This window comes from Streptomyces sp. NPDC058773 (assembly GCF_042746015.1).
Lineage (GTDB): Bacteria > Actinomycetota > Actinomycetes > Streptomycetales > Streptomycetaceae > Streptomyces.
In genome coordinates this window covers 12,186-38,571 of the sequence record NZ_JBHYPE010000029.1, presented here as the reverse complement: position 1 = coordinate 38,571, position 26,386 = coordinate 12,186, and the positions used below count along the sequence as shown (strand labels likewise).

At 71.7% G+C, this 26,386-nt stretch carries 26 protein-coding genes, 2 pseudogenes and 1 riboswitch; of the genes and pseudogenes, 16 read left to right on the top strand and 12 right to left on the bottom strand.

Annotated elements, in window-relative coordinates; all coding sequences use genetic code 11:
- Window positions 1-28: 28 nt before the first annotated feature.
- Both ACFW5B_RS23660 and ACFW5B_RS23655 read right to left on the bottom strand, forming a co-directional pair.
- Window positions 29-424: a hypothetical protein gene (locus ACFW5B_RS23660; RefSeq protein WP_386442933.1), complete on the bottom strand. Its 396-nt coding sequence runs from the start codon at window positions 422-424 to the stop codon at window positions 29-31.
- Between the two features lie 57 nt (window positions 425-481).
- Window positions 482-718: a hypothetical protein gene (locus ACFW5B_RS23655; protein ID WP_386442931.1), complete on the bottom strand. Its 237-nt coding sequence runs from the start codon at window positions 716-718 to the stop codon at window positions 482-484.
- Between the two features lie 202 nt (window positions 719-920).
- On the opposite strand from ACFW5B_RS23655, the gene ACFW5B_RS23650 reads away from it, so the two are divergent.
- From ACFW5B_RS23650 to ACFW5B_RS23640, 3 genes are all read left to right on the top strand, one after another.
- Window positions 921-1,556, top strand: coding sequence for an ATP-dependent Clp protease proteolytic subunit (locus ACFW5B_RS23650; protein ID WP_386442929.1), 636 nt, complete (start codon window positions 921-923; stop codon window positions 1,554-1,556).
- Window positions 1,557-1,562: 6 nt separating this feature from the next.
- Window positions 1,563-1,871, top strand: coding sequence for a hypothetical protein (locus tag ACFW5B_RS23645; protein WP_386442926.1), 309 nt, complete (start codon window positions 1,563-1,565; stop codon window positions 1,869-1,871).
- Between the two features lie 277 nt (window positions 1,872-2,148).
- Window positions 2,149-2,346, top strand: a riboswitch (cyclic di-AMP (ydaO/yuaA leader).
- A 4-nt stretch (window positions 2,347-2,350) separates the two neighbouring features.
- The gene (locus ACFW5B_RS23640; RefSeq protein ID WP_386442923.1) at window positions 2,351-2,824 is read left to right on the top strand and encodes a C40 family peptidase; all 474 of its coding nucleotides are present in this window, start codon (window positions 2,351-2,353) and stop codon (window positions 2,822-2,824) included.
- A 253-nt stretch (window positions 2,825-3,077) separates the two neighbouring features.
- Here the strand turns inward: ACFW5B_RS23640 and ACFW5B_RS23635 are convergent, their stop codons facing one another.
- Window positions 3,078-3,737, bottom strand: a complete 660-nt coding sequence (locus ACFW5B_RS23635; RefSeq protein WP_386442920.1) for a LysE family translocator — start codon at window positions 3,735-3,737, stop codon at window positions 3,078-3,080.
- 71 nt (window positions 3,738-3,808) lie between these two features.
- Between ACFW5B_RS23635 and ACFW5B_RS23630 the strand changes: the two genes are divergently transcribed.
- A complete protein-coding gene (locus tag ACFW5B_RS23630) occupies window positions 3,809-4,726 on the top strand; it encodes a LysR family transcriptional regulator (protein WP_386442917.1) in 918 nt (305 codons plus the stop codon).
- A 24-nt stretch (window positions 4,727-4,750) separates the two neighbouring features.
- Here the strand turns inward: ACFW5B_RS23630 and ACFW5B_RS23625 are convergent, their stop codons facing one another.
- Entirely contained in the window at window positions 4,751-5,179 is a 429-nt protein-coding gene (locus ACFW5B_RS23625) for an ATP-binding protein (protein ID WP_386442914.1), read from the bottom strand.
- A 334-nt stretch (window positions 5,180-5,513) separates the two neighbouring features.
- Window positions 5,514-6,716 carry an 8-amino-7-oxononanoate synthase gene (locus ACFW5B_RS23620; protein WP_386442911.1) on the bottom strand — a complete coding sequence of 401 codons (1,203 nt, stop codon included), beginning with the start codon at window positions 6,714-6,716 and terminating at the stop codon, window positions 5,514-5,516.
- Between the two features lie 156 nt (window positions 6,717-6,872).
- On the opposite strand from ACFW5B_RS23620, the gene bioB reads away from it, so the two are divergent.
- From bioB to ACFW5B_RS23600, 4 genes are all read left to right on the top strand, one after another.
- The gene (gene bioB, locus ACFW5B_RS23615; RefSeq protein ID WP_386442908.1) at window positions 6,873-8,027 is read left to right on the top strand and encodes a biotin synthase BioB; all 1,155 of its coding nucleotides are present in this window, start codon (window positions 6,873-6,875) and stop codon (window positions 8,025-8,027) included.
- The gene (locus tag ACFW5B_RS23610) at window positions 8,020-9,324 is read left to right on the top strand and encodes an adenosylmethionine--8-amino-7-oxononanoate transaminase (RefSeq protein WP_386442905.1); all 1,305 of its coding nucleotides are present in this window, start codon (window positions 8,020-8,022) and stop codon (window positions 9,322-9,324) included. The genes bioB and ACFW5B_RS23610 overlap by 8 nt, the downstream gene beginning before the upstream one ends.
- Window positions 9,325-9,443: 119 nt before the next feature.
- On the top strand, window positions 9,444-10,160 hold the full coding sequence (gene bioD / locus ACFW5B_RS23605) for a dethiobiotin synthase (RefSeq protein ID WP_386443112.1): 717 nt from the start codon (window positions 9,444-9,446) through the stop codon (window positions 10,158-10,160).
- Between the two features lie 189 nt (window positions 10,161-10,349).
- Entirely contained in the window at window positions 10,350-11,021 is a 672-nt protein-coding gene (locus ACFW5B_RS23600; RefSeq protein ID WP_386442902.1) for a class I SAM-dependent methyltransferase, read from the top strand.
- A gap of 39 nt (window positions 11,022-11,060) precedes the next feature.
- On the opposite strand, the gene ACFW5B_RS23595 is transcribed toward ACFW5B_RS23600, so the two are convergent.
- The 4 genes from ACFW5B_RS23595 to ACFW5B_RS23580 form a co-directional block, all read right to left on the bottom strand.
- Complete coding sequence (locus ACFW5B_RS23595; RefSeq protein ID WP_386442900.1) at window positions 11,061-11,432, bottom strand: fic family toxin-antitoxin system, toxin component; 372 nt, start codon at window positions 11,430-11,432, stop codon at window positions 11,061-11,063.
- Window positions 11,429-11,701: a toxin-antitoxin system HicB family antitoxin gene (locus tag ACFW5B_RS23590; protein WP_386442897.1), complete on the bottom strand. Its 273-nt coding sequence runs from the start codon at window positions 11,699-11,701 to the stop codon at window positions 11,429-11,431. The genes ACFW5B_RS23595 and ACFW5B_RS23590 overlap by 4 nt, the downstream gene beginning before the upstream one ends.
- Before the next feature lie 136 nt (window positions 11,702-11,837).
- Window positions 11,838-12,467: a CAP domain-containing protein gene (locus ACFW5B_RS23585; protein WP_386442894.1), complete on the bottom strand. Its 630-nt coding sequence runs from the start codon at window positions 12,465-12,467 to the stop codon at window positions 11,838-11,840.
- Between the two features lie 574 nt (window positions 12,468-13,041).
- Complete coding sequence (locus ACFW5B_RS23580) at window positions 13,042-14,505, bottom strand: cytosine permease (RefSeq protein WP_386442892.1); 1,464 nt, start codon at window positions 14,503-14,505, stop codon at window positions 13,042-13,044.
- A 551-nt stretch (window positions 14,506-15,056) separates the two neighbouring features.
- Here ACFW5B_RS23580 and ACFW5B_RS23575 point away from each other — a divergent pair.
- From ACFW5B_RS23575 to ACFW5B_RS23560, 4 genes and pseudogenes are all read left to right on the top strand, one after another.
- Window positions 15,057-15,482, top strand: coding sequence for a GNAT family N-acetyltransferase (locus ACFW5B_RS23575; protein ID WP_386442889.1), 426 nt, complete (start codon window positions 15,057-15,059; stop codon window positions 15,480-15,482).
- 231 nt (window positions 15,483-15,713) lie between these two features.
- A complete protein-coding gene (locus ACFW5B_RS23570; RefSeq protein WP_386442886.1) occupies window positions 15,714-17,057 on the top strand; it encodes a hemolysin family protein in 1,344 nt (447 codons plus the stop codon).
- Window positions 17,054-18,073 carry a hemolysin family protein gene (locus ACFW5B_RS23565; RefSeq protein ID WP_386442883.1) on the top strand — a complete coding sequence of 340 codons (1,020 nt, stop codon included), beginning with the start codon at window positions 17,054-17,056 and terminating at the stop codon, window positions 18,071-18,073. Before ACFW5B_RS23570 ends, ACFW5B_RS23565 begins: the two co-directional genes overlap by 4 nt.
- Before the next feature lie 92 nt (window positions 18,074-18,165).
- Window positions 18,166-19,410: pseudogene (locus tag ACFW5B_RS23560) on the top strand (FAD-dependent oxidoreductase); the annotation flags it as partial.
- Window positions 19,411-19,479: 69 nt separating this feature from the next.
- On the opposite strand, the gene ACFW5B_RS23555 reads toward ACFW5B_RS23560, so the two are convergent.
- Window positions 19,480-20,103 (bottom strand): TetR/AcrR family transcriptional regulator, encoded by a 624-nt coding sequence (locus ACFW5B_RS23555; protein WP_386442880.1) that lies wholly within the window; start codon window positions 20,101-20,103, stop codon window positions 19,480-19,482.
- A 124-nt stretch (window positions 20,104-20,227) separates the two neighbouring features.
- Between ACFW5B_RS23555 and ACFW5B_RS23550 the strand changes: the two genes are divergently transcribed.
- The 3 genes from ACFW5B_RS23550 (at window position 20,228) to mug (ending at window position 23,134) form a co-directional block, all read left to right on the top strand.
- Entirely contained in the window at window positions 20,228-21,028 is an 801-nt protein-coding gene (locus ACFW5B_RS23550) for an SGNH/GDSL hydrolase family protein (protein ID WP_386442877.1), read from the top strand.
- Window positions 21,029-21,131: 103 nt separating this feature from the next.
- Entirely contained in the window at window positions 21,132-22,565 is a 1,434-nt protein-coding gene (gene purB / locus ACFW5B_RS23545) for an adenylosuccinate lyase (RefSeq protein WP_386443109.1), read from the top strand.
- Between the two features lie 11 nt (window positions 22,566-22,576).
- Window positions 22,577-23,134: a G/U mismatch-specific DNA glycosylase gene (gene mug / locus ACFW5B_RS23540; RefSeq protein ID WP_386442875.1), complete on the top strand. Its 558-nt coding sequence runs from the start codon at window positions 22,577-22,579 to the stop codon at window positions 23,132-23,134.
- A 336-nt stretch (window positions 23,135-23,470) separates the two neighbouring features.
- Here mug and ACFW5B_RS23535 read toward each other — a convergent pair whose 3' ends face one another.
- The gene (locus ACFW5B_RS23535; protein ID WP_386442872.1) at window positions 23,471-24,187 is read right to left on the bottom strand and encodes a response regulator; all 717 of its coding nucleotides are present in this window, start codon (window positions 24,185-24,187) and stop codon (window positions 23,471-23,473) included.
- Entirely contained in the window at window positions 24,184-25,437 is a 1,254-nt protein-coding gene (locus ACFW5B_RS23530; RefSeq protein ID WP_386442869.1) for a sensor histidine kinase, read from the bottom strand. The genes ACFW5B_RS23535 and ACFW5B_RS23530 overlap by 4 nt, the downstream gene beginning before the upstream one ends.
- Before the next feature lie 449 nt (window positions 25,438-25,886).
- Between ACFW5B_RS23530 and ACFW5B_RS23525 the strand changes: the two are divergent.
- A pseudogene (locus tag ACFW5B_RS23525) lies at window positions 25,887-26,369 on the top strand (type II CAAX prenyl endopeptidase Rce1 family protein); the annotation flags it as partial.
- Window positions 26,370-26,386: the final 17 nt, after the last annotated feature.

Below are 26,386 nucleotides of genomic sequence, written 5' to 3'. Positions count from 1 at the left end.
CAAGGTGCGCACACCGGTGCCCCTGTGCTCATGCGGAGCACGGGGGCACCGGTGCGTCCGAGCTGCTGCACTGCACCCTGCGGTGGCGGAGACCAGGCGAAGGTGCGCACGACCGGCATGCCCTGGACGATTTGTCGACCTTGCCGAGGGCGGTGCGTGGGAAGGCCGGCAACACCACGACGTCGTCGGGGAGTTTGTAAGCCGCGAGCCCGCGTTCGGTGAGATAGGCGGTCAGGTCGGCACGCGGCGGTGGGGTGCCGAGGGCGATGACACAGGCACAGCTGCGCTCCCCCAGCTGCGCGTCGGGGAGCCCGATGACGGCCACGTCGTGGAGGGCGGGGTGGGCGAGCAGGTGGTTTTCGACTTCCTCGACGGGGACTTTCTCGCCGGCCCGGTTGATGACGTCCTTGAGGCGCCCGGCCACGACGAGGTGTCCGCCGGGCAGCCGACCACGAGATCGCCGCTGCGGTAGCAGCCGTCCTCAGTTGGCCATGCCGAAGACCTGCTGGAGCCGGCAGCCGAGGGCCGGGGTGATGCGCCGGGCGGTCTCGGGCTGGAGCCGGGAGCCGCCCACCTGGAGGAGCTGGAGGCTGTCGAGGTCGCCGGCGGCCCATTCCGTGGCCTCCAGCCACAGCAGTGCCGGGAGGGAACGAGGGCGGTGACGGTGATCCGTTCGCGGGCGATGAGGGGGAAGGCGGGCACCACGAACACCCCTCACCCCATCATCATCCGGAGTGGCACATTCCTGCCCTCAACGTCCCCGTCAATGTGGACGTCGGTGACCGCGATGTGAGATAGGCACCCCTCAGCCAGGAGCAGAAAACCCCTCTGACCTGTGCATTTGACTTGATCACCAGAATCGGGTCCTATTCTCACTGGACGTACGTCCTGTACATTTTTTACGGAAGAGAGGAGCAGGCATGCTGCCACCGACGGCCCGTTATGTCCTTCCGGAGTTCACCGAGCGCACGTCCCAGGGGACGCGCACCATGGACCCGTACTCCAAGCTGCTGAGCGAGCGCATCATCTTCCTGGGCACCCCGGTCGACGACGCCTCCGCCAACGACGTGATGGCGCAGTTCATCCACCTCGAACACGCCGCGCCCGAGCAGGACATCGCGCTCTACATCAACTCCCCCGGCGGCTCGTTCACAGCGATGACCGCCATCTACGACACGATGCGCTTCGTGTCGTGCGACGTGCAGACCATCTGCCTGGGCCAGGCCGCCTCCGCCGCCGCGGTCCTGCTGGCCGCCGGCACCCCCGGCAAGCGGCTGGCCCTGCCCGGCGCCCGGATCCTGATCCACCAGCCGTCGCTCCCCGAGCCCGTCCAGGGACAGGCGACCGATCTGCAGATCGAGGCGGAGGAACTGCTGCGCACCCGCGACATGCTGGAGCGGATGCTGGCCGAGCACACCGGCCAGCCGCGGGAGCGGATCGCCGCCGACATCGAACGCGACAAGATCTTCGACGCCCCCGCCGCCCAGGAGTACGGCCTGATCGACGGACTCACCCGGCAGCGCAAGCAACCCGTTGCCCAACTCGGCGCGCGGTGAGTCCGGATGCTTCCGCCGGAACTGCCGCCGCTGCCCGCCCTGACGCGTGCCGAGGGCGAGCTGATCGACCGTTACCTGGAGGTACTCGACCTGCTGGGCAGGATCAACCCGGCCCGCAACAGCGGCACGTACACCGGACTGCGCGCCGCCCAGGCACTGGTCACCAAGGCCGCCGCGCTGCGTGACGCGTTGACGGTGATGCACAACCGCGGCGAGAGCGAGCTGCACGGGGAGACCTTGGCGCGGGCGCTGCGGGTACTGGACGGTGAGCGCCGGGCCGGCCTCGTGACCGTGCCGCCACCCGCGGACAACTGACCCGACACGCGTACCGGGCTGCGCATACGGCGTAGCGTCCGGGCCCGATGTGAGGAGGCGACGAATTGCGCGGGGCGAACACAATTCCTGGGACCTTTGATGTTTCGCCCCTGGTCCCAGGGGTGCGACACCCCGCGCCACGGCACTTGAGGGAACAAATCTAACCATTCAGGCGAAATGTGACCCATCTCACATACGGCATTTTCAGCTCGGAATTCAGGTGGCGGGTGCGTGACGATCCCTTCGACGGCAAGACCCCGCCACAGCGACGGGGCGGTCCGGACGGGCGCCTAATCCCGCCGCCGTACCGGATGTCAGGTCGACGTTGTGGACCGGCGGGAGCGGAGGACCCGAGCAGGACGGGGTCCCGGCCTCAGGGCCGAGACTCCTTGGGGTGAAGCCGTACGCACGGCCGGGCATCTTCGCCTGCCCGAACCCGACAGGTCTTCCTTCGCAGGCGGCTGACGAAGGGTTTGCGCATGACTGTGCGCATGCAGACGCCGAATCTGCTGGCGCGTGCCGGCACCGTCACCGCTCTGACGCTGGTCACCTTGGGCGGGACAACCGCGGCCCAGGGAACGGCCGGGAGCGCCGACGCCGCGTCCGTTTCCACCTACGCACTCCAGATCGCGGCCTCCAAGAGCGGTGCTCCCTACCGGTACGGAGCCCAAGGGCCGCACGCCTTCGACTGTTCGGGGCTGACGCTGTACTCGTTCAAGCGCGCCGGACGGGATCTCCCGCGCACCGCCGCCGCGCAGTACGGCCGCACCCGGCACATCCCGGCCACCCTGCGCCGCCGCGGCGACCTGGTCTTCTTCCGTTCCGCAGGCGGCATTTACCACGTCGGCATCTACGCGGGCCGCGGCCAGATGTGGCACGCGCCCAAGGCCGGAAGCGTGGTGCGGCTGGAGCGGATCTGGAGCCGGTCGGTCTCGTACGGCCGGGTGGGCTGATCGGTAGTTCGTCCTACGTGTGATCAATTGTCAGTGGGCCCGGTTGAGTTGACCGGGTGAGTTCGCCACTGAGCAAGCTGCCGGCGGCCGCGGCGCGCGGAAGCTTCCCGCCCGCGGACGGATCGGTGACGGTGCTGCCCGCGCCGTCACCGCGGGATGCCGGAGTGCTGTTCCTTGTTCGTGCCGGTGGGCGCCGAGGTTCTGATGGTGCCGCACGGCGGCCGCGGTTGAGCGGCCGTCCCGGGCCCGTCGTTCAGGCGAGCACGAGCTCGATGAGCAGGATGCCGCCCAGCGCGGTGAGCAGTGCTCCGGTGACGCCCTCCAGGGTGCGGGTGACCTGGGGGCGGCGCAGCCAGTTCCCGAGCCGGTCGACCAGCAGGGCGACGGCGGGGAACCACACCAGGGCGATGGCGACGACCATCGTGGCGAGCAGCAGCGTCCGGGGCAGTGCGGGCTCGCCGGCCGGGACGAACTGCGGGAGCAGGCTGAGGAAGAGGACCGGAGCCTTGGGGTTGAGGGCATTGGTCAGGAAGCCCTGGCGCAGGCTCTGGGCGGTGCTCAGGAGCGCGGGCGGGTGGTCGGCCGGCGGGGCGGCCGGGCCCGACGCGTCGTCCTCGCCCGCCTTCCCGCGCCGGACGACCGCGAGCAGCGCGCCGACGCCGAGGTACAGCAGATAGAGCCCGCCCAGGAGTTGGACGGCCCCGAAGAGCGCGGGCACGGCGACCAGGACCGCCGCGAGCCCGCCCACCGCCAGTGCGGTGTGCACCAGCAGTCCGCCGGCGACTCCGACGGCCGTCGCCACCCCCGCCCGGCGCGAGTCGAGCGCGTTGCGCACCACGACTGCGAAGTCCGCGCCCGGCATGGTGACCATGCCCGCGGCGACTCCGGTGAAGGCGATCAGCTGTCCGTCCATGGGAGCAGCTTCGCTGGTCAGGGCCTTTAATAGGTAGTGGCAATGTTCTTGGGCCGCCTAAAGAGGTTCTTATGTACGACCCCACGCGGCTGGCCGCTCTGGTGGCGGTGGCGGAGGCCGGATCGATCTCCAGGGCCGCCGACCGGCTGGGCTACACCGCCCCCGCGCTCTCCCAGCAGCTCGCCAAACTGGAGCGGGAGGCCGGGACGGCGCTGCTGGTGCGCCACCACCGCGGGGCACGGCTGACGGCGGCCGGTGAGCTGCTCCTCGTCCGGGCCCGGCGGGTGCTGGACGAGCTGGATCAGGCGCGGCACGAGCTGTCCCGGCTGACGGGGCTGTCCGGCGGCCGGCTGCGGGTCGGCACGTTCATGACCGCCGGGACGCATCTGCTGCCGCCCGCGCTCAGCGCGTTCCGGCGGGCGCACCCCGATGTGGAGCTGAGCGTCACGGAGTACGTACCTCCGCAGGCCACCGCGGCGGTGGCGCTGGGCGAGGTCGACCTGGCGCTCACACACGAGTATGTGCCGGGCGAGGCGATGCCGCCGCCGGACGGGGTGAGTCTGGAACCGCTGCTGACCGAGGAGCTGGTGCTGGTCACCGCGCCGGGCCATGTCCTGTCGGCGGGCGCCGGACGGCTGCCGCTCGCCGAGCTGGCCGGTCAGCCGCTGGTCAGCATGGCGCCGGCCAACCCCAACCGGCGCGCGGTGGAGGCGGCGCTGGCGGCCGCCGGGGCGAGTGTGGCGGTGCGCTGTGAGTCGCCGAGCTATGCGGTGGTGTGTGCGCTGGTGAGCGCGGGGCTCGGGGTGGCGGTGGTACCGGAGATGATGGCGGAGGGCTCGTTGACCCCGCTGGGCATCCGCCGACTGGACCCGCCGGAACTGCGCCGCCGGATCGCGGTGGCCTACCGCCCCGGCGGCGGAAACCCTGCCGCGGACACCCTGCGGGCCCTGCTGCGCGGGGCCTTCACCCGCCACTCCCCCACGCCGTAGCCCGCCGCCGGTGCGCCGATGCCCTCAGCGGACGGCGGTCGGCCACGGCAGGGTGATCCAGACGGTCTTTCCGCCGGAGTCGGTGGGGACGACCGAGAAGCGGCCGCCGGCCTCCGCGGCGAGGGAGCGGATGATGACCAGGCCGCGGCCGTTGTCCTGCTGGACCGCGGCGGGCAGCCGGCGCGGGCGGCGGGGATGGCTGTCGGTGATGCCGACCCGCAGCAGTTCGTCGCGCTCCAGACGCAGTTCGACGGTGAAGTCCGGAGACCGGCCGAAGGTGTGCACGACCGCGTTGGTGGCGAGTTCGGAGATGATCAGACGGACGGCATCGGCGAGTTCGGAACCGGCGGGCAGACCCCATTCGGTGAGCACGGCGAGGACATGGCCGCGGGCGGTGCGGACCGAGGCGGGGACGCTCGGCAGAGTCAGTGCGGATTCCTGGTGGTCTGCCATCGAGGCGCCGTCCCTTTCCCGCCGAGGCCCGGCTCCGGCCCGTTGACCGGCGAGCCTGGATGCCGCTCCGGACACCGGTGCGGCCTCGGCCTGATGCTGGCCGCCAGACTGCCACCCCTGCCGTCGATGGGGTACCCGATCCACCCACATATACGGGGTTCTATCGCTCGTTGCGGTGAACCCCGCTGTGCGCGACCGGATGTGGGAGCTGCGTCACCGGATTCCGGATGCGCGGGACCGGTCCGACGGCGGCCGACGCCCAGGCACGCGAGCGCCGGCCGGGGCATACCCGTCAGCCGGGATGTCGTACGTGCCGGCCGGAACGTCGTACGCGTCAGGCCGCCGGCGCCGTGGCCACGATCGTGCCGACCGCCGTGTCGAGCTGGGCGTCCGTCAGGTCCGCCCGGGCCGTCAGCCGCAGCCGGGAGATCCCGTCGGGCACGGACGGCGGGCGGAAGCAGCCGACCGCGAGTCCGGCCGCACGGCAGTCGGCGGCCCAGCGGACCGCCGCCTCCGGTGAGGGGGCGCGGACCGAGACCACCGCGGCGTCCGGCCGGACCGCGGCCAGTCCCGCCGCGGTGAGCCGGTCGTGCAGTTCCCGGGCGACCTGTCCGGCGCGGGCGGCGCGCTGCGGTTCGCGGCGCAGCAGCCGCAGCGCGGTCAGTGCACCACCCGCCGCCGCCGGGGCGAGGCCGGTGTCGAAGATGAACGACCGGGCGGTGTTGACCAGATGCTCGATGACCCGGGCCGGGCCGAGCACCGCACCGCCCTGGGAGCCGAGCGACTTGGAGAGCGTCACGGTGGTCACCACGTCGCCGTCCCCGGCGAGACCGGCGGCCCACGGCGCACCGCGGCCCCCGTCGCCCAGGACCCCCAGGCCGTGGGCGTCGTCGACGAGCAGTGCGGCGCCCGCCGCCCGGCAGGCCTCGGCGAGGGCGGGAAGCGGCGCGGCGTCGCCGTCGACCGAGAAGACCGTGTCGGTCACGGCGATCGCCCGGCCGTCGTGGCCGGTCAGCGCGGCGCGCACGGCCTCCGGGTCGGCGTGCGGGGCCACTTCGGTACGGGCCCGGGAGAGCCGGCAGCCGTCGATGAGGGAGGCGTGGTTGCCGGCGTCGGAGACGACCAGGGTGCCGGGGGCGGTCAGCGCGGTGACGGCGGCGAGGTTCGCGGCATAACCGGACGACAGCACCAAAGCGGCCTCGAAGCCGCAGAACGCGGCGAGTTCCGTCTCCAGTTCGGCGTGCAGCTCGGTGCTGCCGGTGACGAGCCGGGAGCCGGTCGCGCCGGCGCCCCAGCGGTGTGCGGCGGCGGCCGCGCCACGGGTGACCTCGGGGTGCCGGGCGAGCCCCAGATAGTCGTTACTGGCCAAATCCAGCAGCGGGGAATCGGCGGGGCGGGGGCGCAGCGTGCGGACCAGACCGGCACGATGGCGTTCGGCGCGGGCCGTGTCGATCCAGTCGAAGGCCGCGGCGGTGGGCTCGCCGGGGGTCGCCGGCGGGGTGTCGTGGAGCAGCGACGGGGCGGAGTCCTGCGGCATCGGCGTCCTTCGTCCTTCGGCCTCGATTGTGGGCTGTCGATAGACGTTAGCGGTCGTTCCGCACGGCCACGGTGTGGTGATACACACACCTCGATCCGGGGGCATTGTGGGAATCCTCCTTGGCCGGGGGCGGTGGCGTAGGCCAGGATCAACGCCATGGACCTGCTGAACACACTGGTGGACAAGGGACTGCGGCGCGAGTTGCCGACCCGCGAAGAGGCGCTGGCCGTGCTGGCGACCTCCGATGACGAACTGCTCGATGTCGTGGCCGCGGCCGGAAAGGTGCGCCGCCAGTGGTTCGGGCGGCGGGTCAAACTCAACTATCTCGTCAACCTCAAGTCGGGTCTGTGCCCCGAGGACTGCTCCTACTGCTCCCAGCGACTGGGGTCGAAGGCCGAGATCCTCAAGTACACCTGGCTGAAGCCGGATGACGCCTCCAAGGCGGCGGCCGCCGGGGTGGCCGGCGGCGCCAAGCGGGTCTGTCTGGTGGCCAGCGGCCGGGGTCCCACGGACAAGGACGTGGACCGCGTTTCGGAGACCATCTCCGCCATCAAGGAGCAGAACGAGGGCGTGGAGGTCTGCGCCTGTCTCGGTCTGCTCTCCGACGGCCAGGCCGGCCGGCTGCGCGCGGCGGGCGCCGATGCGTACAACCACAACCTCAACACCTCGGAAGCCACATACGGCGACATCTGCACCACACACGACTTCTCGGACCGGGTGTCGACCGTCCAGCAGGCCCAGGCGGCCGGTATGTCCGCCTGTTCCGGTCTGATCGCCGGGATGGGCGAGAGCGACGCCGACCTCGTCGATGTGGTCTTCGCGCTGCGTGAGCTGGACCCGGACTCCGTTCCGGTCAACTTCCTGATCCCCTTCGAGGGCACCCCGCTCGCCAAGGAGTGGAACCTCACCCCGCAGCGCGCCCTGCGCATCCTGGCGATGGTGCGGTTCGTCTGCCCGGACATCGAGGTCCGGCTGGCCGGCGGCCGTGAGGTCCATCTGCGCAGCCTGCAGCCGCTCGCGCTGCACCTGGTCAACTCCATCTTCCTCGGCGACTATCTGACCAGTGAGGGCCAGGCCGGCAAGGACGACCTGGCGATGATCGCGGACGCCGGCTTCGAGGTCGAGGGCGCGGACACCACGACGCTGCCCGAGCACCGCCGGCCGGGCTGCGGCGATGCGCACGCACCGTGCACCGACGACGCTGCCGCCGAGGCACCCGCCGCCGTCCCCGCTCCCTCCGACGAGGACCGCCGTGATCTGGTCTCGGTGCGCCGCCGCGGTGCCGGTACCGACCTGCCGCCCAATGCCTGAGCCGCTCTCCCCCGGCGAACTGCTCGCACTCGACCGGCAGCATGTGTGGCATCCGTACGGGCCGATGCCCGGCCGGACCGCACCGCTGCTGGTGGAGTCGGCATCCGGGGTCCGGCTCCGGCTGGCCGAACCGGTCGAGGGCCGGGACGAGTTGGTGGACGGCATGTCGTCCTGGTGGTCGGCGGTACACGGCTACAACCACCCGGTGCTCAATGACGCCGCACGCAGCCAGCTGGGGCGGATGAGCCATGTGATGTTCGGCGGGCTCACCCATGAGCCGGCCGTCCGTCTGGCGAAGCGGCTGGTCGACATCACCCCGGAGCCGCTGGAGCATGTCTTCCTCGCCGACTCCGGTTCGGTGTCGGTCGAGGTCGCCGTCAAGATGTGCCTGCAGTACTGGCGCTCGCTCGGGAAGCCGCGCAAACAACGGCTGCTGACCTGGCGGGGCGGCTACCACGGCGACACCTGGCAGCCGATGTCGGTGTGCGATCCGGACGGCGGGATGCACGAGCTGTGGCAGGGGGTGCTGCCGCGGCAGGTCTTCGCGGACACCCCGCCGGCCGGCTTCGACGCGGCGCCGGACGAGGCGTACGCGGCCCAGCTGCACGAGCTGATCGCCCGGCACGCCGAGGAGCTGGCAGCGGTGATCGTGGAGCCCGTGGTGCAGGGCGCGGGCGGGATGTCCTTCCACTCCCCCGGCTATCTGCGGGTGCTGCGGGAGGCCTGCGACGCCCATGACGTGCTGCTCGTCTTCGACGAGATCGCCACCGGCTTCGGGCGTACGGGCGCGCTGTTCGCCGCCGGACACGCGGGCGTCACCCCCGATGTGATGTGCCTCGGCAAGGCGCTGACCGGCGGGTATCTCACGCTGGCGGCGACGCTGTGCACGGCGGCGGTGGCGGACGGGATCTCCCGCGGCGCGCTGCCGGTGCTGGCGCACGGCCCCACCTTCATGGGCAACCCCCTGGCCGCGGCCGTCGCCGAGGCCTCGATCGAACTGCTGCTGTCCCAGGACTGGGCACAGGAGGTCAAGCGGATCGAGACCGGACTGCGGAACGGGCTGGCGCCGGCCGGGGACCTCCCCGGGGTGCGCGAGGTGCGAGTGCTCGGCGCGATCGGTGTCGTCCAGCTCGACCACGAGGTGGACATGGCGGCCGCGACCCGGGCGGCGGTCCGGGAGGGCGTGTGGCTGCGCCCGTTCCGGGATCTGATCTACACCATGCCGCCGTACATCACCGGCGACGACGATGTGGCGCGGATCTGCGCCGCGGTGTGCGCGGCGGCCCGCGAGGGCTGACCGCACGGGCGGCGGCGGTTGGTGGTCCGCACCCCGCCGTCGCCTGGCCACCGGTGCCGGTGAGTTACGGGCACACCGCACCCCCTGCACAACTACCGCGCGCGGGACCGGCCGCGCAGATTCGGAGACACACCATGTCGGTGCTGTTCGTGACGGGCACGGGCACGGAGATCGGCAAGACCGTGACCACGGCCGCGCTCGCCGCGGCGGCGCTCGCCCGGGGCCGTTCGGTGGCCGTGCTCAAGCCGGCCCAGACCGGGGTCACCACCGACGAGCCGGGTGATGTGGCGGAGGTCGAGCGGCTGGCGGGACCGGTCACCGGCGTCGAACTCGCCCGTTTCCCGGAACCGTTGGCGCCGGCCACGGCCGCACTGCGGGCCGGGCTGCCGCCGGTGGGCCCCAAGGAGATCGCCGCGGCCGCCGCCGAACTGGCCGCCTCGCACGACCTGGTGCTGGTCGAGGGCGCGGGCGGGCTGCTGGTCCGCTTCGACGCGGACGGCCATACCCTCGCCGACGCCGCGCGGCTGACCGGCGCCCCCGTCCTGGTGGTCGCCCAGGCAGGCCTGGGCACCCTCAACGCCACCGCGCTGACCGCGCTGGCCCTGCGCTCGTACGGCCTCGACTCACCGGGCGTCGTCATCGGCAGCTGGCCGGCCGAGCCCGATCTCGCCTCCCGCTGCAATCTGGCGGATCTGCCGGAGGCCGCGGGCGCCCCGCTCCTCGGTGTGATCCCGGCGGGCTCCGGCGGGCTGGCGCCGGAGGCCTTCCGCGCCGCGTCCCCGGACTGGCTGGCGCCGGCGCTCGGCGGCTCGGACGCGTTCCGTATCCCGTCCTGACGCCGTTACGGCCGCGGCACCGCCGCGCGGAGCGAGGACGGGCGCGCCGGGAGGACACTCCTGGTACGACGGCCGACCGGGCCTCGTACGGATTTCCGTGCGGCGGACGGGGTGGCTCCCGGTGACTCCCTGCCCGCCCGGTGGGGAGACTGATCCCAGGAGCGGGCATCGTCGGCGAAGGGGTCCGTCATGTGGCAGCGCAGAAGAGTTCCGCACGGCACGGTGCACCATCCGGTGTTCGCCCGTTTCTATGCGAGCTGCTGTGGTCCGGCCGCCGATGCGCGGGCGGGGGTGGCCGCGCTCCGGAAGGAGCTGCTGACCGGCGCCGGCGGCCGGGTCATCGAGGTCGGCGCGGGCACCGGGCTGAATTTCGCCCACTATCCGGGGACCGTCTCGGAGGTGGTGGCGATCGAGCCGGAGCCCACCCTGCGGGAGGTGGCCAGGTCGGCGGCGGCGCATGCGGAGGTGCCGGTGGATGTGGTGCCGGGGGTGGCGGAGGCGCTGCCGGTCAAGAGCGAGGCGTTCGACATCGCGGTGGCGTCGTTGGTGCTGTGTTCGGTGCGTGAGGTGCAGCGGTCCCTGGCGGAGCTGCGGAGGGTGCTGCGACCGGGCGGTGAGCTGCGGTTCTTCGAGCACGGGCGGGCCGCGGGGCGGGGGCTGGCGGCGGTTCAGTGGTCGCTGGACCGGACGGTCTGGCCGCTGCTGATGGGCGGCTGTCACACCGGCCGGGACCCGCTGGGCGAGATCCGTACGGCCGGGTTCGAGGTGCTGCGGGTGCGCCGGCTGACGGTGCCGGAGCGCGGGCCCACCCTGCCGACCTCCCCGGCGGTGCTGGGCTCGGCGCGGCGGCCGGCCGACTGAGCGGCCCGTGCGAGGGCCGGCTCGCGGGCACGGCGGCCCTCACACCGTCCAGGTGCGCAGCTCGTCCGCGATGACGCGGACGTCGGCCGTTCCGTCCTTGACCAGGCGGGCGAGGTCGCGGACCTGCTCGGGGGAGGTGGTGACCTTCAGTCCGCTGGCGACGAGGTAGCCGTAGGCGACGGCGGTCGCGAACATGGCGTTCGCCCCCTCCAACGCGGGTACCTGGAGCAGGAGTTGGAGCAGCGCGGCGGCGCGTTCCTGGGGCTCGGTGTAGACGGGCACCCCGAATATCTCGGCTTCATGGCGGCTGACCGCGGCCACCAGGGCGCCCCAGTCGGTGACCTGGGGGTCCCCAGGGGTGTGCTGTTCGGCGATGAGCAGGAGCCAGGCGAGGTCGATGCGGAGTGTCACGTGGTGCCCGGCAGTCCTTCGTGATCGGTGGTGCCCGGGGTGGCAGGGGTGCTGCCGGGGTGCAGGCCGAATTCCTCGGTGAAGACGCGCTCGTACTGCTTCATGAAGTCGGCGGCGGCCTCGACGAAGGTCTGGCCGACCTCGCCGGCGTCCTTGAGGACGAGTTCCTCGATATAGCGGTTCATGCTCACTCCCCGCTGCAGAGCACGCTCTCGCGCCGCTTCGGCAGTGGCTTCGTCCACCCGCACGTTCAGCTGCGTCTTCGCCACCCCTTAAAGCTAGCGCGCATCCGCTAGCAGCGGCAAGCGACGGGGGCGGGCCCCGGCGGGGACGTTCCGGAGAGGGGCCGCCCGTCCGATTGCCCAGCTACTCGGCATCCGGGCGGGCGGCACCCCTGGTCCGGCTCTACTTGTAGCCGAAGTCCTGGGTCCAGTAGGCCCGGTGCTTGCCGCCCATGGCGACACCTATGCCGGTGGCCTTGGAGCGGCAGCCGAGGATGTTGGCCCGGTGGCCGGGGCTGTGCATCCAGGCGTCGAACGCGCCCTGGGGAGTCGTCGGCCAGGCGTCGATGTTCTCCGCCGAGGCGTCGTTGTACCCCTGCGCCTCCATCCGCTCCTTGGGGTCCTTGCCGTCGGTGGAGGTGTGCGAGTAGTGGCTGTGGCGGGCGCTGTCCTGGCTGTGCAGCCGGGCGGCCCGGTCCAGGCGGGGGTCGCGGCGCAGCGGTTCACAGCCGTGCTCGACCCGGGCCTTGTTGACCAGCCGGTTGATCTCCGCCTCATAACGGTCGACTTTGGTGTTCCCCGACTCGGTGGCCCTGGGCGCGGGGACCGGGGGCCGGTCGCCCGTCGTTGCCTTGGGGGTGGCGGGGTGCGAAGCCTGGGGGAAGGCTTCATTTGCCTTCGCGTTGTCCTGCGAGTTGAACACGGCCAGCGATCCGCCGAGGACACCGACCGAGGCCAGAATGCCGACCGGAATCATCCGGGCCCTGCGCCGGTGCGTGCCGCGCACCTCGCGCTTCACCGAAGAGAGTTTCACGTTCAACTAAATCGTCTCCATGGGGGAATGCCGGAACGGAAAGCGGCGGGCACACGAAAGCGCCCGCCACTGACCGGAGGCACGTCCGGTCACCCGAACTGCCTTTCCGAGAACAGGGGTCACCGTAACAAAGCATTCCAGCCACGAAAGTCGGCCGAAGTTGCACCTACACGCTCCAAACGCGGCCGGAATCATGCAACATGACCGTTTTCAGCCCTCCTTGAAAGACAGATGGCTCCACGCCCGCCCCTCACCCATCCCGCCAGAAAACCCAATACCCCCTTGGAATAGGGGAGTTGAGGGGACCGGTGCGCATCGGATTCGGTGAATTGCGGGAGTTGGTTGGGTATCACCCTCGGAACACCTTCGGCACAAAGGAACTTGTACCTGAGATCCGGTGGCGATTCGCGTATCGGCCGGAACGTCCGTAGGATGCCGCTCCGCCTTTTCGCGAGGGGGCAGAGAAAGGAAATTGAGGCCCAGGCACAGAATTTCTGTGCCTGGGCGGGAAGCCGGTAATCGCGGTGCGGTAAGCCGGAATCGGGGTGGGGCCGGTCCGCCGGTACCGGCACGCCTAACGGGTGTCCGCGAAACCGCGTACGTCCTCGGGGTACAGGGGCCGGAGCGGGTCGAGAATGCGGGCGGCCTGCTCGCGCATGCCGAGCACCGCATCCTCGCACTGCCGCCGGGACCGCGCCCACAGGGAGTACAGCGGCACGGTCACGGTCAGCCCGACGAGCCAGGACAGCTCCGCGCCTCCGAATGACGCGCCCTCCGGGCCCGGGTACAGACCGGGGGTGAGGAACGGAATCTGGACGCCGAGGCCCACGGCGTACGAGCCCGCCGCGACCGGGGCGAAGCGGCCGTAGTGGCCCGCGTCCGGGGCGCAGAGCTCATCGGAGGCCTGACCGCCGTACCGCCGCAGAGCGATATCGCCGAGGGTGATCGCGGCCCAGGGCGTCAGCACGGCCAGCAGCGCCAGGGCCAGAGCCCCGAAGCGCGTCACGAAGTCCCCGGCCAGACCGAGGGCGAGGGCCGGCCCGCCGGTCAGCACGAGGGCGCCGACCGCGCCACGGGCCCAGGCCCGGGACCGCCAACGGGACCGGAGTGTCTGCCCGATGACGAGCGTCGCCTGCACCGCCCCGTAGAGGTTGAGCACAGTGCCGCCGAGCACGCTGAAGAGGAAGAGCACCAGCAGCACCGGCCCGAACGCCCCCGCCACGGCGCCGAATCCGGCGGCGGTGACCGGCCCGGACCAGGCCGGTGCGGCCATCGCACCGGCCAGGAAGGGCAGCAGGGAGCCCAGGCAGCAGCCCGCATACGTCGCCCAGAAGGCGCCGGGGGTGCGGACGGTCCGGTCCGGCAACTGCACGGGGTCCACGGCGTACGCGGAAAGGGCCGGCCGCCACAGGGCGCTGAGCGCGACGATCGCCAGCCAGCCGGCGAAGGTGAAGCCGCCCCGGGTGAGGAAGTCGCCGGGCAGGCCCCGGACCACGAGCAGCGCGAGGCCGCCCACGACGCCGAGGCCGAGGGCCACCGCAGCCGCCCTACCGAGGGCGCGGCGGTGGCCGAGCAGGCAGAGCACCACGGAGCCGGCGGCACCGAGCAGGATGCCCGTGCCGACCGGCAGGCCGGGCGCGAGGACCTGCAGTGACTTCCCGGCGAGCACGAGGTGAGCGGCGAAGAACACCACGTACAGGACGGTCGCGACGGCCAGGCCCGGCACGGCGCCCGGCGAGCCGGACCGGCTTCGGCTTCGTGACAGCCGGGGAAGACGGAGCCCCGGCGCCCGGTCCGGTACCGGGAACGCTCCGCCGAGCAATTGCCCGAGGAGCACCGCCAGGACGCCCGACCACAGCGGCTGATGGCACACCTGCACCGAGATCGCGCCGGTGACCAGCGCCATGGGGGCGGTATGGGTGCCGAAGCCGAGGGTGAACAGCGCACGGGTACTCCCGTGCCGTGGGTGCTCCGGCGCCTCGTCGACGGGGTGGGGTCCGACCGCGGCGGGCTGCGCGGCTCCGTACCGATCGGTCACGGCGGCCTCCTCGTGGCTGGCCCGCGCGGGCTCGCGGGCAGGTGGGTGACGGGACGGCCAACCGGCGGCGGGCAGCGGGGAACTGCCGGAGGACCGGTGGGGCGGCGGCCGACGAGGGGGGCTGGACGCAGTCTCGGGCACCCCGGCCACGAGGTCAATGACCAAGATCAGGTCTCCCCCGGATCTCCATTTCGGTGCGGAGTACGCGGTCGGGCGGGGCTCACCGTGCACACGGCGACACCCCGGACCGCCCGTACGACGCAACTGCCGCTGCATCCACCGCCGTTCGAACGGATCATGGTTCGATGAGGCGTCGGCCGGCCGTGGTCGACGGCGACCGCTGATCGGCACGCCGTCGAGATCGCCGGGCAACTGCGGGAGCACCGTGAGCGGTTCGGGTTCTCCTACATCACCGTGCTGGAACCGTTCCTGGAGGCGTTGGCGCCGGTGGTGACGGAACTCGCGGGCAGCTGAGGGCGGCGCCGGGCGGCGGGGGCCCACGGAGTGAAATCCGTTCGACGCCCGGCGCCGCCCGCTGATGGGATCCCGGTATGGACGATCTTCAGGTGCGGGCCGGGACGCCGGCCGATCTCGATGCCGTACTGGCCTTCTGGAAATCCGCCGCCGAGGGCACCAGCATCAGCGACGACAGCGACGGGGTGGCCCGGCTGGTGGCCCGGGACCCGGAGTCGCTGCTGCTGGCCGAGCGGGACGGTGCGCTGGTGGGCACGGTGATCGCCGGCTTCGACGGCTGGCGCTGTCACCTCTACCGGCTGGCCGTCCACCCCGGCCACCGGAGGCAGGGCATCGGTGGCGCCCTGCTGGCGGCGGCCGAGGAGCGGTTCCGTGCGCTGGGCGGCCGGCGCGGTGACGCGATGGTGCTGGACCGCAACGAGTCGGCGCAGCATGCGTGGCGCGCGGCCGGTTACGCGCCCGAGCCGCAGTGGAGCCGCTGGGTCAAACACCTCGACGGCTGAGCGCGCCGTCCGGAGAGCGCGTCACCACCGTCCGCAGGACACGAGCCCGTCCCGACCCGGGGCGGGCTCTTCACCCCCAGCCACTTTGCCGATCCTTTACCATGGTGTTCCTCCTCCTCAGTGAAAGGTGTGTGAGCGTCCAGCCATGGGCGAGCCTCCCAGTTGTCGATCATCCTGCCGACAGAGCGCGAACCTCCCGATCCTGTTCGATCATGGGACGGAGGTGACTCGATGACCGACCTGCTCTTTCTGGGTGTGGCGCTCCTCCTGACCCTGGCCTGTGGTGTCTTCGTCGCGGCCGAGTTCTCGCTGACGACCGTCGAGCGCAGCGAACTCGAGCGCGCCGCCGAGCGCGGCGAGCGGGGCGCGGACAGCGCCCTCAAGGCGGTCCGCGGTCTCACCTTCCAGCTCTCCGGGGCACAGCTCGGCATCACCGTCACCGGCCTGGTCATCGGCATGCTGTCCAAACCGGCCATCGCCACCCTGCTGGCGGGGCCGCTGGACGCGCTGGGCCTGCCGCGCTCGGTGGCGAACTCGCTGGCCCTGGTCCTCGGCACGGCGATCTCCACGGTCGTCCTGATGGTCGTCGGCGAGCTGGTCCCGAAGAACTGGGCGATCTCCAACCCGCTGGGCATCTCGAAGAAGGTCGCCACCGCCCAGCGCGGTTTCAGCGCCGCCTTCCGGCCGCTGATCCGGCATCTCAACAACACCGCCAACCGCACGGTCCGCCGGATGGGCCTGGAGCCCGCCGAGGAGCTGGCCTCGGCCCGCGGGCCGCAGGAGCTGGTGGCGCTGGCGCGGCACTCCGCCAGGGAAGGCGCACTGGAGGCCGACACCGCCGAGCTGTTCGTCCGCACCCTCAGCCTCGCCGAGCTGACCGCGGAGAACGTCATGACGCCGCGGGTGCAGATGATCGCGCTGGAGGTGCAGTCCACCGCGGAGGACGTGGCCAACGCGACCCGGGCGACCGGGCTGTCCCGTTTCCCCGTCTACCGTGGCAGCCCGGACAGCGTCGTCGGGGTGGCGCACATCAAGGACGTACTGACCATCCCGGCCGAGCGGCGCCCCCGCCATCCGGTCTCCGAGATGGTGCGCGAACCGCTGCTGGTGCCCACCACGCTGACCGTGGACCGGCTGCTCGACCGGCTCTCCGGCCGGCGCACGATGGCCGTGGTCATCGACGAGTACGGCGGCACGGCCGGTGTGGTGACGCTGGAGGACATCGTCGAGGAAGTGGTCGGCGAGGTCCGCGACGAGCACGACCCGCTGGAGACCCCCGACCTGGCGCCGGCCGGTGCCGACGCGGAAGGCCGCAAGGCCTACCAGGCCGACGGCGCCGCCCGCACCGACCAGCTGGAGCGGATCGGCCTGCGGCTCCCGGACGGCCCGTACGAGACCCTGGCCGGCCTGATCGCCACCGAGCTGGGCCGGATACCCGAAGCCGGCGACACCCTGGAGGTGGCCGGCTGGTCGATGGATGTCCTGGACGCCGCCGGCCACCGCGCGGCGCGCGTGCTGCTGCACGCCCCGCTGCCGGGCAGCACCGACGAGCACGAGACGGAGGCCGGCCGATGACCGCCCTCCAGCTCTTCGTGGGTCTGCTGACCCTGGTCGTGAACGCCTTCTTCGTGGGCGCCGAGTTCGCCCTGATCTCGGTGCGCCGCAGCCAGATCGAGCCGTACGCCGAGCAGGGTGACCGCCGGGCGACCAGCGTGCTGTGGGGTCTGCAGCATGTCTCGGCCCTGCTCGCGGCGGCCCAGCTGGGCATCACCCTGTGCACCCTGGTGCTGGGCGCGGTCGCCGAGCCGGCCATCGCCCATCTCCTGGAGCCGGTGTTCCATGCAGTGGGCATCCCGGTCGCACTGACCCACCCGATCTCGTTCGTGATCGCGCTGGCGCTGGCGACGTATCTGCACATGCTCCTGGGCGAGATGGTGCCGAAGAATGTCGCGCTGGCCGAGCCGGTGCGCAGCGCCCTGATGCTCGGACCGCCGCTGGTCGCCCTCACCCGGGCGCTGCGCCCGGCGATCTTCGCGATCAACGCGCTGGCGAACGGGCTGCTCAAGCTGATGCGGGTGGAGACCAAGGACGAGGTGGCCGCGACGTTCTCGGACGACCAGCTCGCGAAGATGGTCGAGGATTCCCGGGCGGCCGGTCTGCTCGACGAGCGGGCACAGGAGCGGTTGCGCGACGCACTGGAGCTGGGCCGCCGCCCCGTCCGGGACGTGGTACTGCCGGTCGAGAAGGTGGTTTCGGCACGGATGGGGATCACCGCCGAGGAGCTGGAGGGACTGGCTGCCGATTCGGGCTTCTCCCGCTTCCCCGTGGTCGACGACACCCGGCGCATCCTCGGCTATCTGCACGTCAAGGACGCCCTGGACGTCAGCCCCCGCACGCTGCCGTTCCCGGTCTCCGCGCTGCGCCCGATCGCCCGGGTGAAGGCCTCGACGCTGCTGGACGACGTGCTGACCGCGATGCGCGGGTCCAGTACGCATCTGGCCGCGGTGATCGGCGACGACGGGCGGCTGACCGGGCTCGTGACGATGGAGGACGTGCTCCGGGAGCTGGTGCTGCAGCGCCCCGCGGGCTGACGCGGGGGCGGCATTCACGACGACTGACCGATCGGTTAGATTACTGACCGATCGGTCAGACGCGTTTCGGTGTCCGCACCGGTCGCCATCGCATGCGTACGCGAGGAGGGGGCACAGACATGGGCACTGGCCTGGACCGGGCATCGCACCGGACGACGGACCGCACCACCTGCTGCATCGTGGGCGGCGGGCCCGCGGGAATGATGCTCGGACTGCTGCTGGCACGCGCCGGGATCGAGGTGACCGTCCTGGAGAAGCACGCCGACTTCCTGCGGGACTTCCGCGGCGACACCGTCCATCCGTCGACCCTGCGGCTGCTGGACGAACTCGGCCTCGGCGCCGCCTTCGCACGGCTGCCGTTCGCCAGGCTGGAGGAGATGCGGGCACAGATCGGCGGCACCACGGTCGTGCTGACCGATATGCGGCGCATCCCCGGCCGGCACAAGTACTTCGCCATGGTCCCGCAGTGGGACTTCCTCGATCTGCTGGCGACCACGGCCGCCGAGGAGCCGCACTTCACCCTGCGGATGCGCACCACGGTCACCGGACTGCGCACCGAGGGCGGCCGGGTGACCGGGGTGCGGTTCACCGACGCGCAGGGCAAACCCGGCGAGCTGGCCGCGGATCTGACGGTCGCCTGCGACGGGCGGCACTCTGCGGTACGGCGGGCCGCCGGGCTCCGGCAGCGGCAGTTCGAGGTGCCGATGGACGTCTGGCAGGTGCGGGTGGACGCTCCCCCCAGCTCTCAACTGCGTCCGAGCAGGGCGGATGCCCGTGCCGACCGTCTCTCCGGCCGGGTCTTCGCGCACTTCGGCGACGGCCAGGTCGCGGTCACCATGGACCGGGGTACGTACTTCCAGACCTCGTATCTGATCGGGAAGGGCCGGGACGCGGAGCTGCGCGCCCGGGACGTCCAGTGGCTGCGGGACCGGCTGGGGGCGCTGTTCGGCTGGGGCGACGAGGTGACCGGCGGGATCGCTTCCTGGGACGACGTCAAGCTGCTGGAGGTCACCTTCGGGCGGCTGCGCCGCTGGTACCGGCACGGGCTGCTGTGCCTCGGGGACGCGGCGCACACCATGTCGCCGGTCGGCGGCGTCGGGGTCAACCTCGCGCTCCAGGACGCGGTCGCCGCGGCCCGCATCCTGGCGGGGCCGCTGCGCCGCGGCACGGCCGGAGTGACCGATCTGGCCCGGGTGCAGAAGCGGCGGCAGCTGCCGGTGGCCGTGATGCAGAGCTCGCAGCGGGCCGAGCACACGATGATCCGCTCCGCACTGGCCGGCACGCTCGACGGCGGCCGGCTGCCGGTGCCGGTGCGGCTGCTGAAGCGGGTGCCGCCGCTGCGGACGGTGACCGGCTATCTGGGCGGGTACGGGATACGCCCGGAGCGCGCCCCGCGTTCGCCCGGGTCAGCCCCGGCGCTCGATCGCGTTGAGGGTGAACTGCTCCAACTCCCCGGCCGCGGCGTCCAGATCCAGGTCCGGGTGCGCCAGCCAGTGCGCGATCACCCCGTCGATCGCCCCGCCGATCGCCAGCGCGACGGTCTGGGGATTGAACTCCCGCAGCACGCCTGCGCGCTGACCCTCCGTCAGCAAATCGGCCAGGGCCTGCCACCGGCCATGGGTGTCATGGGAGCCCGGAGTCTTGAGCCGGGTACCACCGTCATCGTCGAGCAGCATCTCGGTGATCACCCGGACCTGGCGGTGGTTGGCCTGCTGGTAGCCGATCATCGCCCGCACATAGGCGACGATCGCGTCCCGCGGGCCGGCCGCCCGCGCCAGCCGCTCGGTGACATAGGCACTGAACTGCTCCATCACCTGTTCCAGCGCCGCCCGGGTCAGCTTGTCCTTCGAGGAGAAGTGGTAGAGCACCGCGGCCTTGGACAGCCCGGCCCGCTCAGCGATCGCCGACAGCGAGGTCGCGGGGTAACCCCGGGTGGAGATCAGGTCGATGGTGGCGTCGATGAGCTGTTGGCGGCGGGCCGATTCCGTGAACGTCGGCGCGTCGGGGCCGTCGCCCCGGCGGGGAGTCATCGCGCGGCCACCTGCTCTCTTTCCTCGCCATCCGGACGACTTCAGACCGTACACGGCGGGGGCCCGCCGCAGCCCGGGGACCAGGCATACCGCGCGGTACGGCGAACGGTAGGATCACCGCGCCATGGAGATGAATGCCCGCTACACCAGTTTCGTCGCGGTCGGCGACAGCTTCACCGAGGGGATGTCGGACGCCCTGGCGGACGGGTCGTACCGCGGCTGGGCCGATCTGCTGGCCGCCCGGCTGGCGGCCGCGGCCCGGCCGTCCGCCGGGGAGCCGGACGCCGGGCCGGGCTTCCGCTACGCCAATCTCGCGGTCCGCGGCAAGCTCATCGGGCAGATCGCCGACGAGCAGTGCGGACCGGCGGCCGCGATGGGCGCCGACCTGGTGACGCTGGTCGGCGGGCTCAATGACGTACTGCGTCCCAAGTGCGAGGTGGACCAGGTCTGCGCCCGGTTCGAGGACGCCGCCGGGCTGCTGGCCCGGGGCGGCGGACAGCTGGTGCTGATGCGCAGCCCAGGGCGGAAGGGGCCGGTGCTGGAGCGCTTCCGGCCGCGCATGGAGCGGCTGTTCGCGCGGATCGACGAGGTGGCCGCGCGGCACGGTGCGGTGGTCGTGGATCTGTACGGATCGCGGGCGCTGTCCGATCCGCGGCTGTGGGCCGACGACCGGCTGCATCTGAACGCCGACGGGCACCGCCGGGTGGCGGAGGCCGTCTGGCAGGCGCTCGGGCTGGACGCCGAGGCGGACTGGGACGCGCCGCTGCCCGCCGCCGCACCGCCGGGCTGGGCTGCGCGGCGCACCGCGGACCTGCGGTTCGCGCGCGAGCATCTGGTGCCGTGGATAGGCCGGCGGCTCACCGGCCGGTCCTCCGGTGACGGGCGTCCGGCGAAGCGTCCCGAGCTGCTGCCGTACGAGGGCTGACGCCGGGTTCCGGACCACCGGGCCCCGGCTTGGAGGAACATACAGCCGGGGCCGGGGCGCTGGCCTGCGCAAACCGCCAGTAGACTCTGACCACGTGACTGCTGTGTCTGCGAAGCCTCGCATCCCCAATGTTCTGGCCGGCCGCTACGCCTCCGCGGAGCTGGCCGTGCTGTGGTCCCCCGAGTACAAGGTCAAGCTGGAGCGGAAGCTGTGGCTTGCCGTGCTGCGTGCCCAGAAGGACCTGGGGGTGGAGGTCCCCGAGCAGGCGCTCGCCGACTACGAGCGGGTCCTGGAGACCGTCGACCTGGCCTCGATCGCCGAGCGCGAGAAGGTCACCCGGCACGACGTCAAGGCCCGCATCGAGGAGTTCAACGCCCTGGCCGGCCATGAGCAGGTCCACAAGGGCATGACCTCCCGCGACCTCACCGAGAACGTCGAGCAGCTGCAGGTCCGGCTGTCGCTGGAGCTGATGCGGGACCGTACGGTCGCCGTCCTGGCGCGGCTCGGCTCGCTGGCCGGCCAGCACGCCGAGCTGGTGATGGCGGGCCGCTCGCACAACGTCGCCGCGCAGACCACGACGCTGGGCAAGCGCTTCGCGACCGCCGCGGACGAGCTGCTGGTGGCGTACGCGCGTCTGGAGGACCTGCTCTCCCGTTACCCGCTGCGCGGCATCAAGGGCCCCGTGGGCACCGCCCAGGACATGCTGGACCTGCTGGGCGGGGACGCGGCCAAGCTCGCCGACCTGGAGCAGCGGATCGCCGCGCACCTGGGCTTCGGCCAGGCCTTCACCTCCGTCGGCCAGGTCTACCCCCGGTCGCTGGACTACGACGTGGTGACCTCGCTGGTGCAGCTGGCCGCCGCCCCGTCGTCGATCGCCAAGACCATCCGGCTGATGGCCGGCCACGAGCTGGTCACCGAAGGCTTCAAGCCCGGCCAGGTCGGCTCCTCGGCGATGCCGCACAAGATGAACACCCGGTCCTGCGAGCGCGTCAACGGCCTGATGGTGATCCTGCGCGGCTACGCCTCGATGGCCGGTGAGCTCTCCGGCGACCAGTGGAACGAGGGCGATGTGTCGTGCTCCGTGGTGCGCCGGGTCGCGCTGCCGGACGCGTTCTTCGCGCTGGACGGCCTGCTGGAGACGTTCCTGACCGTGCTCGACGAGTTCGGCGCCTTCCCCGCTGTCGTCGCCCGCGAGCTGGACCGCTACCTGCCCTTCCTCGCCACGACGAAGGTGCTGATGGGCGCGGTGCGCGCCGGTGTGGGCCGCGAGGAGGCACACGAGGCGATCAAGGAGAACGCGGTGGCGTCGGCGCTGGCCATGCGCGAGCAGGGCGCGGAGCGCAACGAGCTGCTGGACAAGCTCGCCGCGGACGCGCGGATTCCGCTGGACCGGGCGGAGCTGGACGCGCTGATGGCGGACAAGCTCTCCTTCACCGGTGCGGCGGCCGACCAGGTGGCGTCCGTCGTCGCCCGGATCGAGGAGATCGCCAAGCAGCACCCGGAGGCCGCGGCGTACACCCCCGGCTCGATCCTCTGACGCGAGGGACCGTGGGCTTCACCCCCGAGGAGCTGGCAGCCGCTCGCGACCGCGTCGTTCCGGACGTGGCCGCGAGTGGCCTCCGGGTGCTCTTCTGCGGGATCAACCCCGGGCTGATGACGGCGGCCACCGGCCACCACTTCGCCCGCCCCGGCAACCGGTTCTGGCCCGTCCTGCACGCCGCCGGCTTCACCCCGCGCCAATTCCGGCCCGCCGAGCAGGACGAGTTGCTCGCGCACGGCCTCGGTATCACCAATGTGGTGGCGCGGGCGACGGCCAAGGCCGATGAACTGACCGCGGAGGAGTACCGCGAGGGCGGCCGGCTGCTGGCCGCGAAGGTGGCGCGGCTGCGCCCCCGTTGGCTCGCCGTCGCCGGTGTCACGGCGTACCGCGTCGCTTTCGACGACAAGAAGGCCGCCATCGGGCCACAGCAGCGCACACTGGGAGACACCCGTATCTGGGCGCTGCCCAACCCCAGCGGACTGAACGCCCATTGGACGGTCGCGACCATGGCGGAGGAGTTCGGGCGGCTGCGCGCGGCGGCGTTCGCGGAGGGTGACGGCGCATAAGGCATCGTTTTCTTGTGTGGTGTTGCTGTCCGTTGAGCAGTGCATGACGGATCTGGTTGAGCGGTTGGTACCGGAGAAGTTGTAGGTGCCCTTCAGGCGGGTGGTGCCTGTGAGGGAGACGGAACGTCCGCAGCGCGGCGGCCGACGTCGAGCAGGTGACCACGAGGGGTCGGCGGCGCGTGCGTTCGTCGCCACGTCGGGCTGCACCCGGAGGCAGCCGCCTCCGGTCTTCGGTCCGGGCCGGCAGACGGCCTACCGGCGTTTCGCCCGTTGGAGCCCAGACCGGGTCTGGGCCCGGCTCCACCGTGTCGTCCGACGATCTGCTGTTGTGGGCTATCAGGGCCTGGCCGGTGTGGGTGACTGGTCCTGGTCAGTCCATCCGTCCGGATCGACCACCCCGGTTTCGAAGGCCAGGACGACCGCCTGGGTGCGATTGCCGACGCCCAACTTCGCCAGCACATTGCCCACATGCGTCTTCACGGTCTCCAGGCTCACCACCATCCGGGCGGCGATGTCCTGGTTGGACAGCCCGCGCGCCATGAGACGCAGCGTCTCTGTCTCACGGCCGGTGAGCGCAGTGGTCACCGAGGCGTCTCGTCGAACGGGCCGGCCCGCGGCCATCCGGCGGACCGCATCCGGGAACAGCACGGAGTCGCCGGCCGCCACCAACCGGATGGCGTGCGCAATCTGCTGGGACGGGGCCCGCTTTCGGATGAACCCGCTGGCCCCGGCTCGCAGGGCATCCCAGACGTACTCGTCGTTCTCAAACGTGGTGATCACCACGACCTTCGGCGGATCGGGCAGCGCCCGCAGCCGCCGAGTGGCCTCGATCCCGTCCACCCGCGGCATGCGCACATCCATCAGCACCACGTCCGGTCGCAGCCGGGTCACCACGGCAACCACCTCGGCGCCGTCGTCGGCCTCGCCCACCACGTCCAGGTCGGGCTTGGCCGACAGCAGCGTCCGCAGACCGGTGCGGGTCAGTTCGTCGTCGTCCACGACGAGCACGGTCACGGGCTCGACGTCCGGGCCCGGAGCTGCAGAGGCGTTCATGACACCGACCGTAGCGGTATCCGGACCAGGAGCCGCCACCGTCTCTCCCCCGGGTCCCGGCCGCCCACGCCGCTCCCACAGCCGTCGCCGCAGTCCCCACCGCGGCAGCCTCCGCAGCCGCCCTCCACGACTCCGGCGTGCGTCGTTCCCCGCAGCAGCCGCACCCGGTCCCCGATCCCCTGCACCCCCTGTCCCCCGGCCCGTTGCCGGGCAGGTCCCCTCATAGCGACCGGATTGGTCAGCTCCAGCTCCAGCCACCCGTCCCGCATCGTCGTCCGCAGCCGGATGCCGGCTTTCCCACCGTGCCGCAGTGCGTTGGTCAGGCCCTCCTGGACGACCCGGTACGCCTCCCGCGACACCGTGGCCGGCACCAGGGCCAGGTCGCCGTGAACCTGCACTGCCAATTCCGCGCCGGCTCCACGAACACGCTCCACCAGCGGACCGAGGTCCGCGAGGGTCGGCCGGGGCACTGCGGACGGCCGTTCTTCCCGCAGCATCCCGAGCACATGATCGAGATCGTCCATGGCTGCCCGCGATGTCTCCTCAATGCTGTTCAGTGCGCGCCTGGCCCCCGCCGGGTCACTGTCCATCAGCTCAACCGCCACCGCGGCCTGGATCGTGGACGCCGTCAGGGTGTGGCCGATCGAATCGTGCAATTCCTGTGCCAGCCGGTTCCGTTGCGCCAACAGGTTCATCCGTTCCTCGGCGGCGGCCAGCCGCTCGCCGGGCCGGTGGCCGAGGAGCACGGCCGCAAGCCGTCGAAGCAGCACCGCACCGCCGAGGGTGACCCCGGCCGCAAGCGCCAGACATCCCATGGCCGGCAGCAACGCCCACGTCCCCCGCCACCCCTCCCCGATCCACAGGGACAGCCCGAAGACGGTCATGCGCTCCTCACCGCCCAGCCAGACCGAGGGAAACGCCACGGCTCCGAACACGGCCAGGCAGGAGACCGCCGTCACCACCCCGCCGAGCACCATGTGCGGCACCAGCCACACCGCGGTGCGCAGCCGGTTGACCCAGCGCGGTCCCGTCGTCTCCACTGGCGCGGGCAGACCGGCCCCCAGCAGCCCGTTGGCCAGCCACACACTCACGCGCCTGGCCGACTGTGGAGCGCCCATGGCCGCGGTCACCACGGCGAACGCACACACGAAGCCCAGCACACGGAGCCCCGCCGGCCAGCTCGGCGGCGCGAACAGCAGCGCCGCCGTCAGCGGCGGCAGGCTCAAGGCCGCGCCGAGGGCTGCAAACACCCAGTCCCGGAACCCGGTCCCGCACGAAAGCGGGCGAATTAATTTCTCCACGGTCGGACCGTACCCCGGCGCCGCACCCAGCTGCCTCCCCCGAAAGTGCCAGAACGCGCCCCGAAATAGAGGGAGTCAGTATTCGCTCTCGACAGCGATACCAAACCCCCAGGCCTGATGTGAGAGTGGGGAGACCACCGACGCAGAGGAAACGGCGCCGGCAAGAAGAAGTCACCCACAGGTCCCGCCATGCCGAACGCGGATAGCGGAATCCCCACCCCGAAAAAGACGAAAGGCAAGAGTCAGTGCTCACCGACCACACGAAAGCCGTCACCCGCAAAGGCGTGACGGTCTTCCTGCTCATCTCCTTCGCCGGAACCTGGCTCTGGCTGCTGTTCGCGCGAGCGGCCCTGGGCCTGTCCCCGCTCCATCCCCTCCTGCAACTACCCGGCTTCTGTATGCCCGGAATCGCCGCAGTGGTGGTCCGCCGCTGGATCACGAACGAAGGCTTCGCCGACGCCGGACTGAAACTCCACCTCAAGACGGCCTGGCGCTACTACGGCGTGGCCTGGCTGGGCCCTCCGCTCATCGCGGCGGCCACCCTTGCGCTCGCCGCGGCGCTCGGCCTGTGGGACCCGGACCTGTCCGGCCCGGGCGGCTTACCCGGAACAAAAGAACTGGCGACCGTCCTCGGCCTCATGATGGTGGCCCTGTTCCTGACCCCCCTCTACTCGGGCGAGGAATTCGGCTGGACCAGCTACCTCAGGCCGCGCCTTTTCAGCGGCCGCACGGTGCCCTCCACCATCGCCACGGGGCTGATATGGGCGACGTGGCACTTTCCACTCGCCTTCATCGGCTACGTCGAATTCACAAACCTGGTGATCGGCCTGGCGGTGTGGACCCTGTCCTTCCAGCTCCAGGAGATCATTCTCATGTGGCTGTACCAGCGCAGCGGCAG

Coding starts and splice junctions, on each gene's coding strand:
- ACFW5B_RS23635 (WP_386442920.1), bottom strand. CDS start 3,737: ATGGACGGACAGCTGATCGCCTTCACCGGAGTCGCCGCGGGCATGGTC.
- ACFW5B_RS23630 (WP_386442917.1), top strand. CDS start 3,809: ATGTACGACCCCACGCGGCTGGCCGCTCTGGTGGCGGTGGCGGAGGCC.
- ACFW5B_RS23600 (WP_386442902.1), top strand. CDS start 10,350: ATGTGGCAGCGCAGAAGAGTTCCGCACGGCACGGTGCACCATCCGGTG.
- bioB (WP_386442908.1), top strand. CDS start 6,873: ATGGACCTGCTGAACACACTGGTGGACAAGGGACTGCGGCGCGAGTTG.
- ACFW5B_RS23570 (WP_386442886.1), top strand. CDS start 15,714: ATGACCGACCTGCTCTTTCTGGGTGTGGCGCTCCTCCTGACCCTGGCC.
- ACFW5B_RS23645 (WP_386442926.1), top strand. CDS start 1,563: ATGCTTCCGCCGGAACTGCCGCCGCTGCCCGCCCTGACGCGTGCCGAG.
- ACFW5B_RS23575 (WP_386442889.1), top strand. CDS start 15,057: ATGGACGATCTTCAGGTGCGGGCCGGGACGCCGGCCGATCTCGATGCC.
- ACFW5B_RS23610 (WP_386442905.1), top strand. CDS start 8,020: ATGCCTGAGCCGCTCTCCCCCGGCGAACTGCTCGCACTCGACCGGCAG.
- ACFW5B_RS23625 (WP_386442914.1), bottom strand. CDS start 5,179: ATGGCAGACCACCAGGAATCCGCACTGACTCTGCCGAGCGTCCCCGCC.
- ACFW5B_RS23535 (WP_386442872.1), bottom strand. CDS start 24,187: ATGAACGCCTCTGCAGCTCCGGGCCCGGACGTCGAGCCCGTGACCGTG.
- ACFW5B_RS23555 (WP_386442880.1), bottom strand. CDS start 20,103: ATGACTCCCCGCCGGGGCGACGGCCCCGACGCGCCGACGTTCACGGAA.
- ACFW5B_RS23650 (WP_386442929.1), top strand. CDS start 921: ATGCTGCCACCGACGGCCCGTTATGTCCTTCCGGAGTTCACCGAGCGC.
- ACFW5B_RS23640 (WP_386442923.1), top strand. CDS start 2,351: ATGACTGTGCGCATGCAGACGCCGAATCTGCTGGCGCGTGCCGGCACC.
- ACFW5B_RS23565 (WP_386442883.1), top strand. CDS start 17,054: ATGACCGCCCTCCAGCTCTTCGTGGGTCTGCTGACCCTGGTCGTGAAC.
- ACFW5B_RS23620 (WP_386442911.1), bottom strand. CDS start 6,716: ATGCCGCAGGACTCCGCCCCGTCGCTGCTCCACGACACCCCGCCGGCG.
- ACFW5B_RS23550 (WP_386442877.1), top strand. CDS start 20,228: ATGGAGATGAATGCCCGCTACACCAGTTTCGTCGCGGTCGGCGACAGC.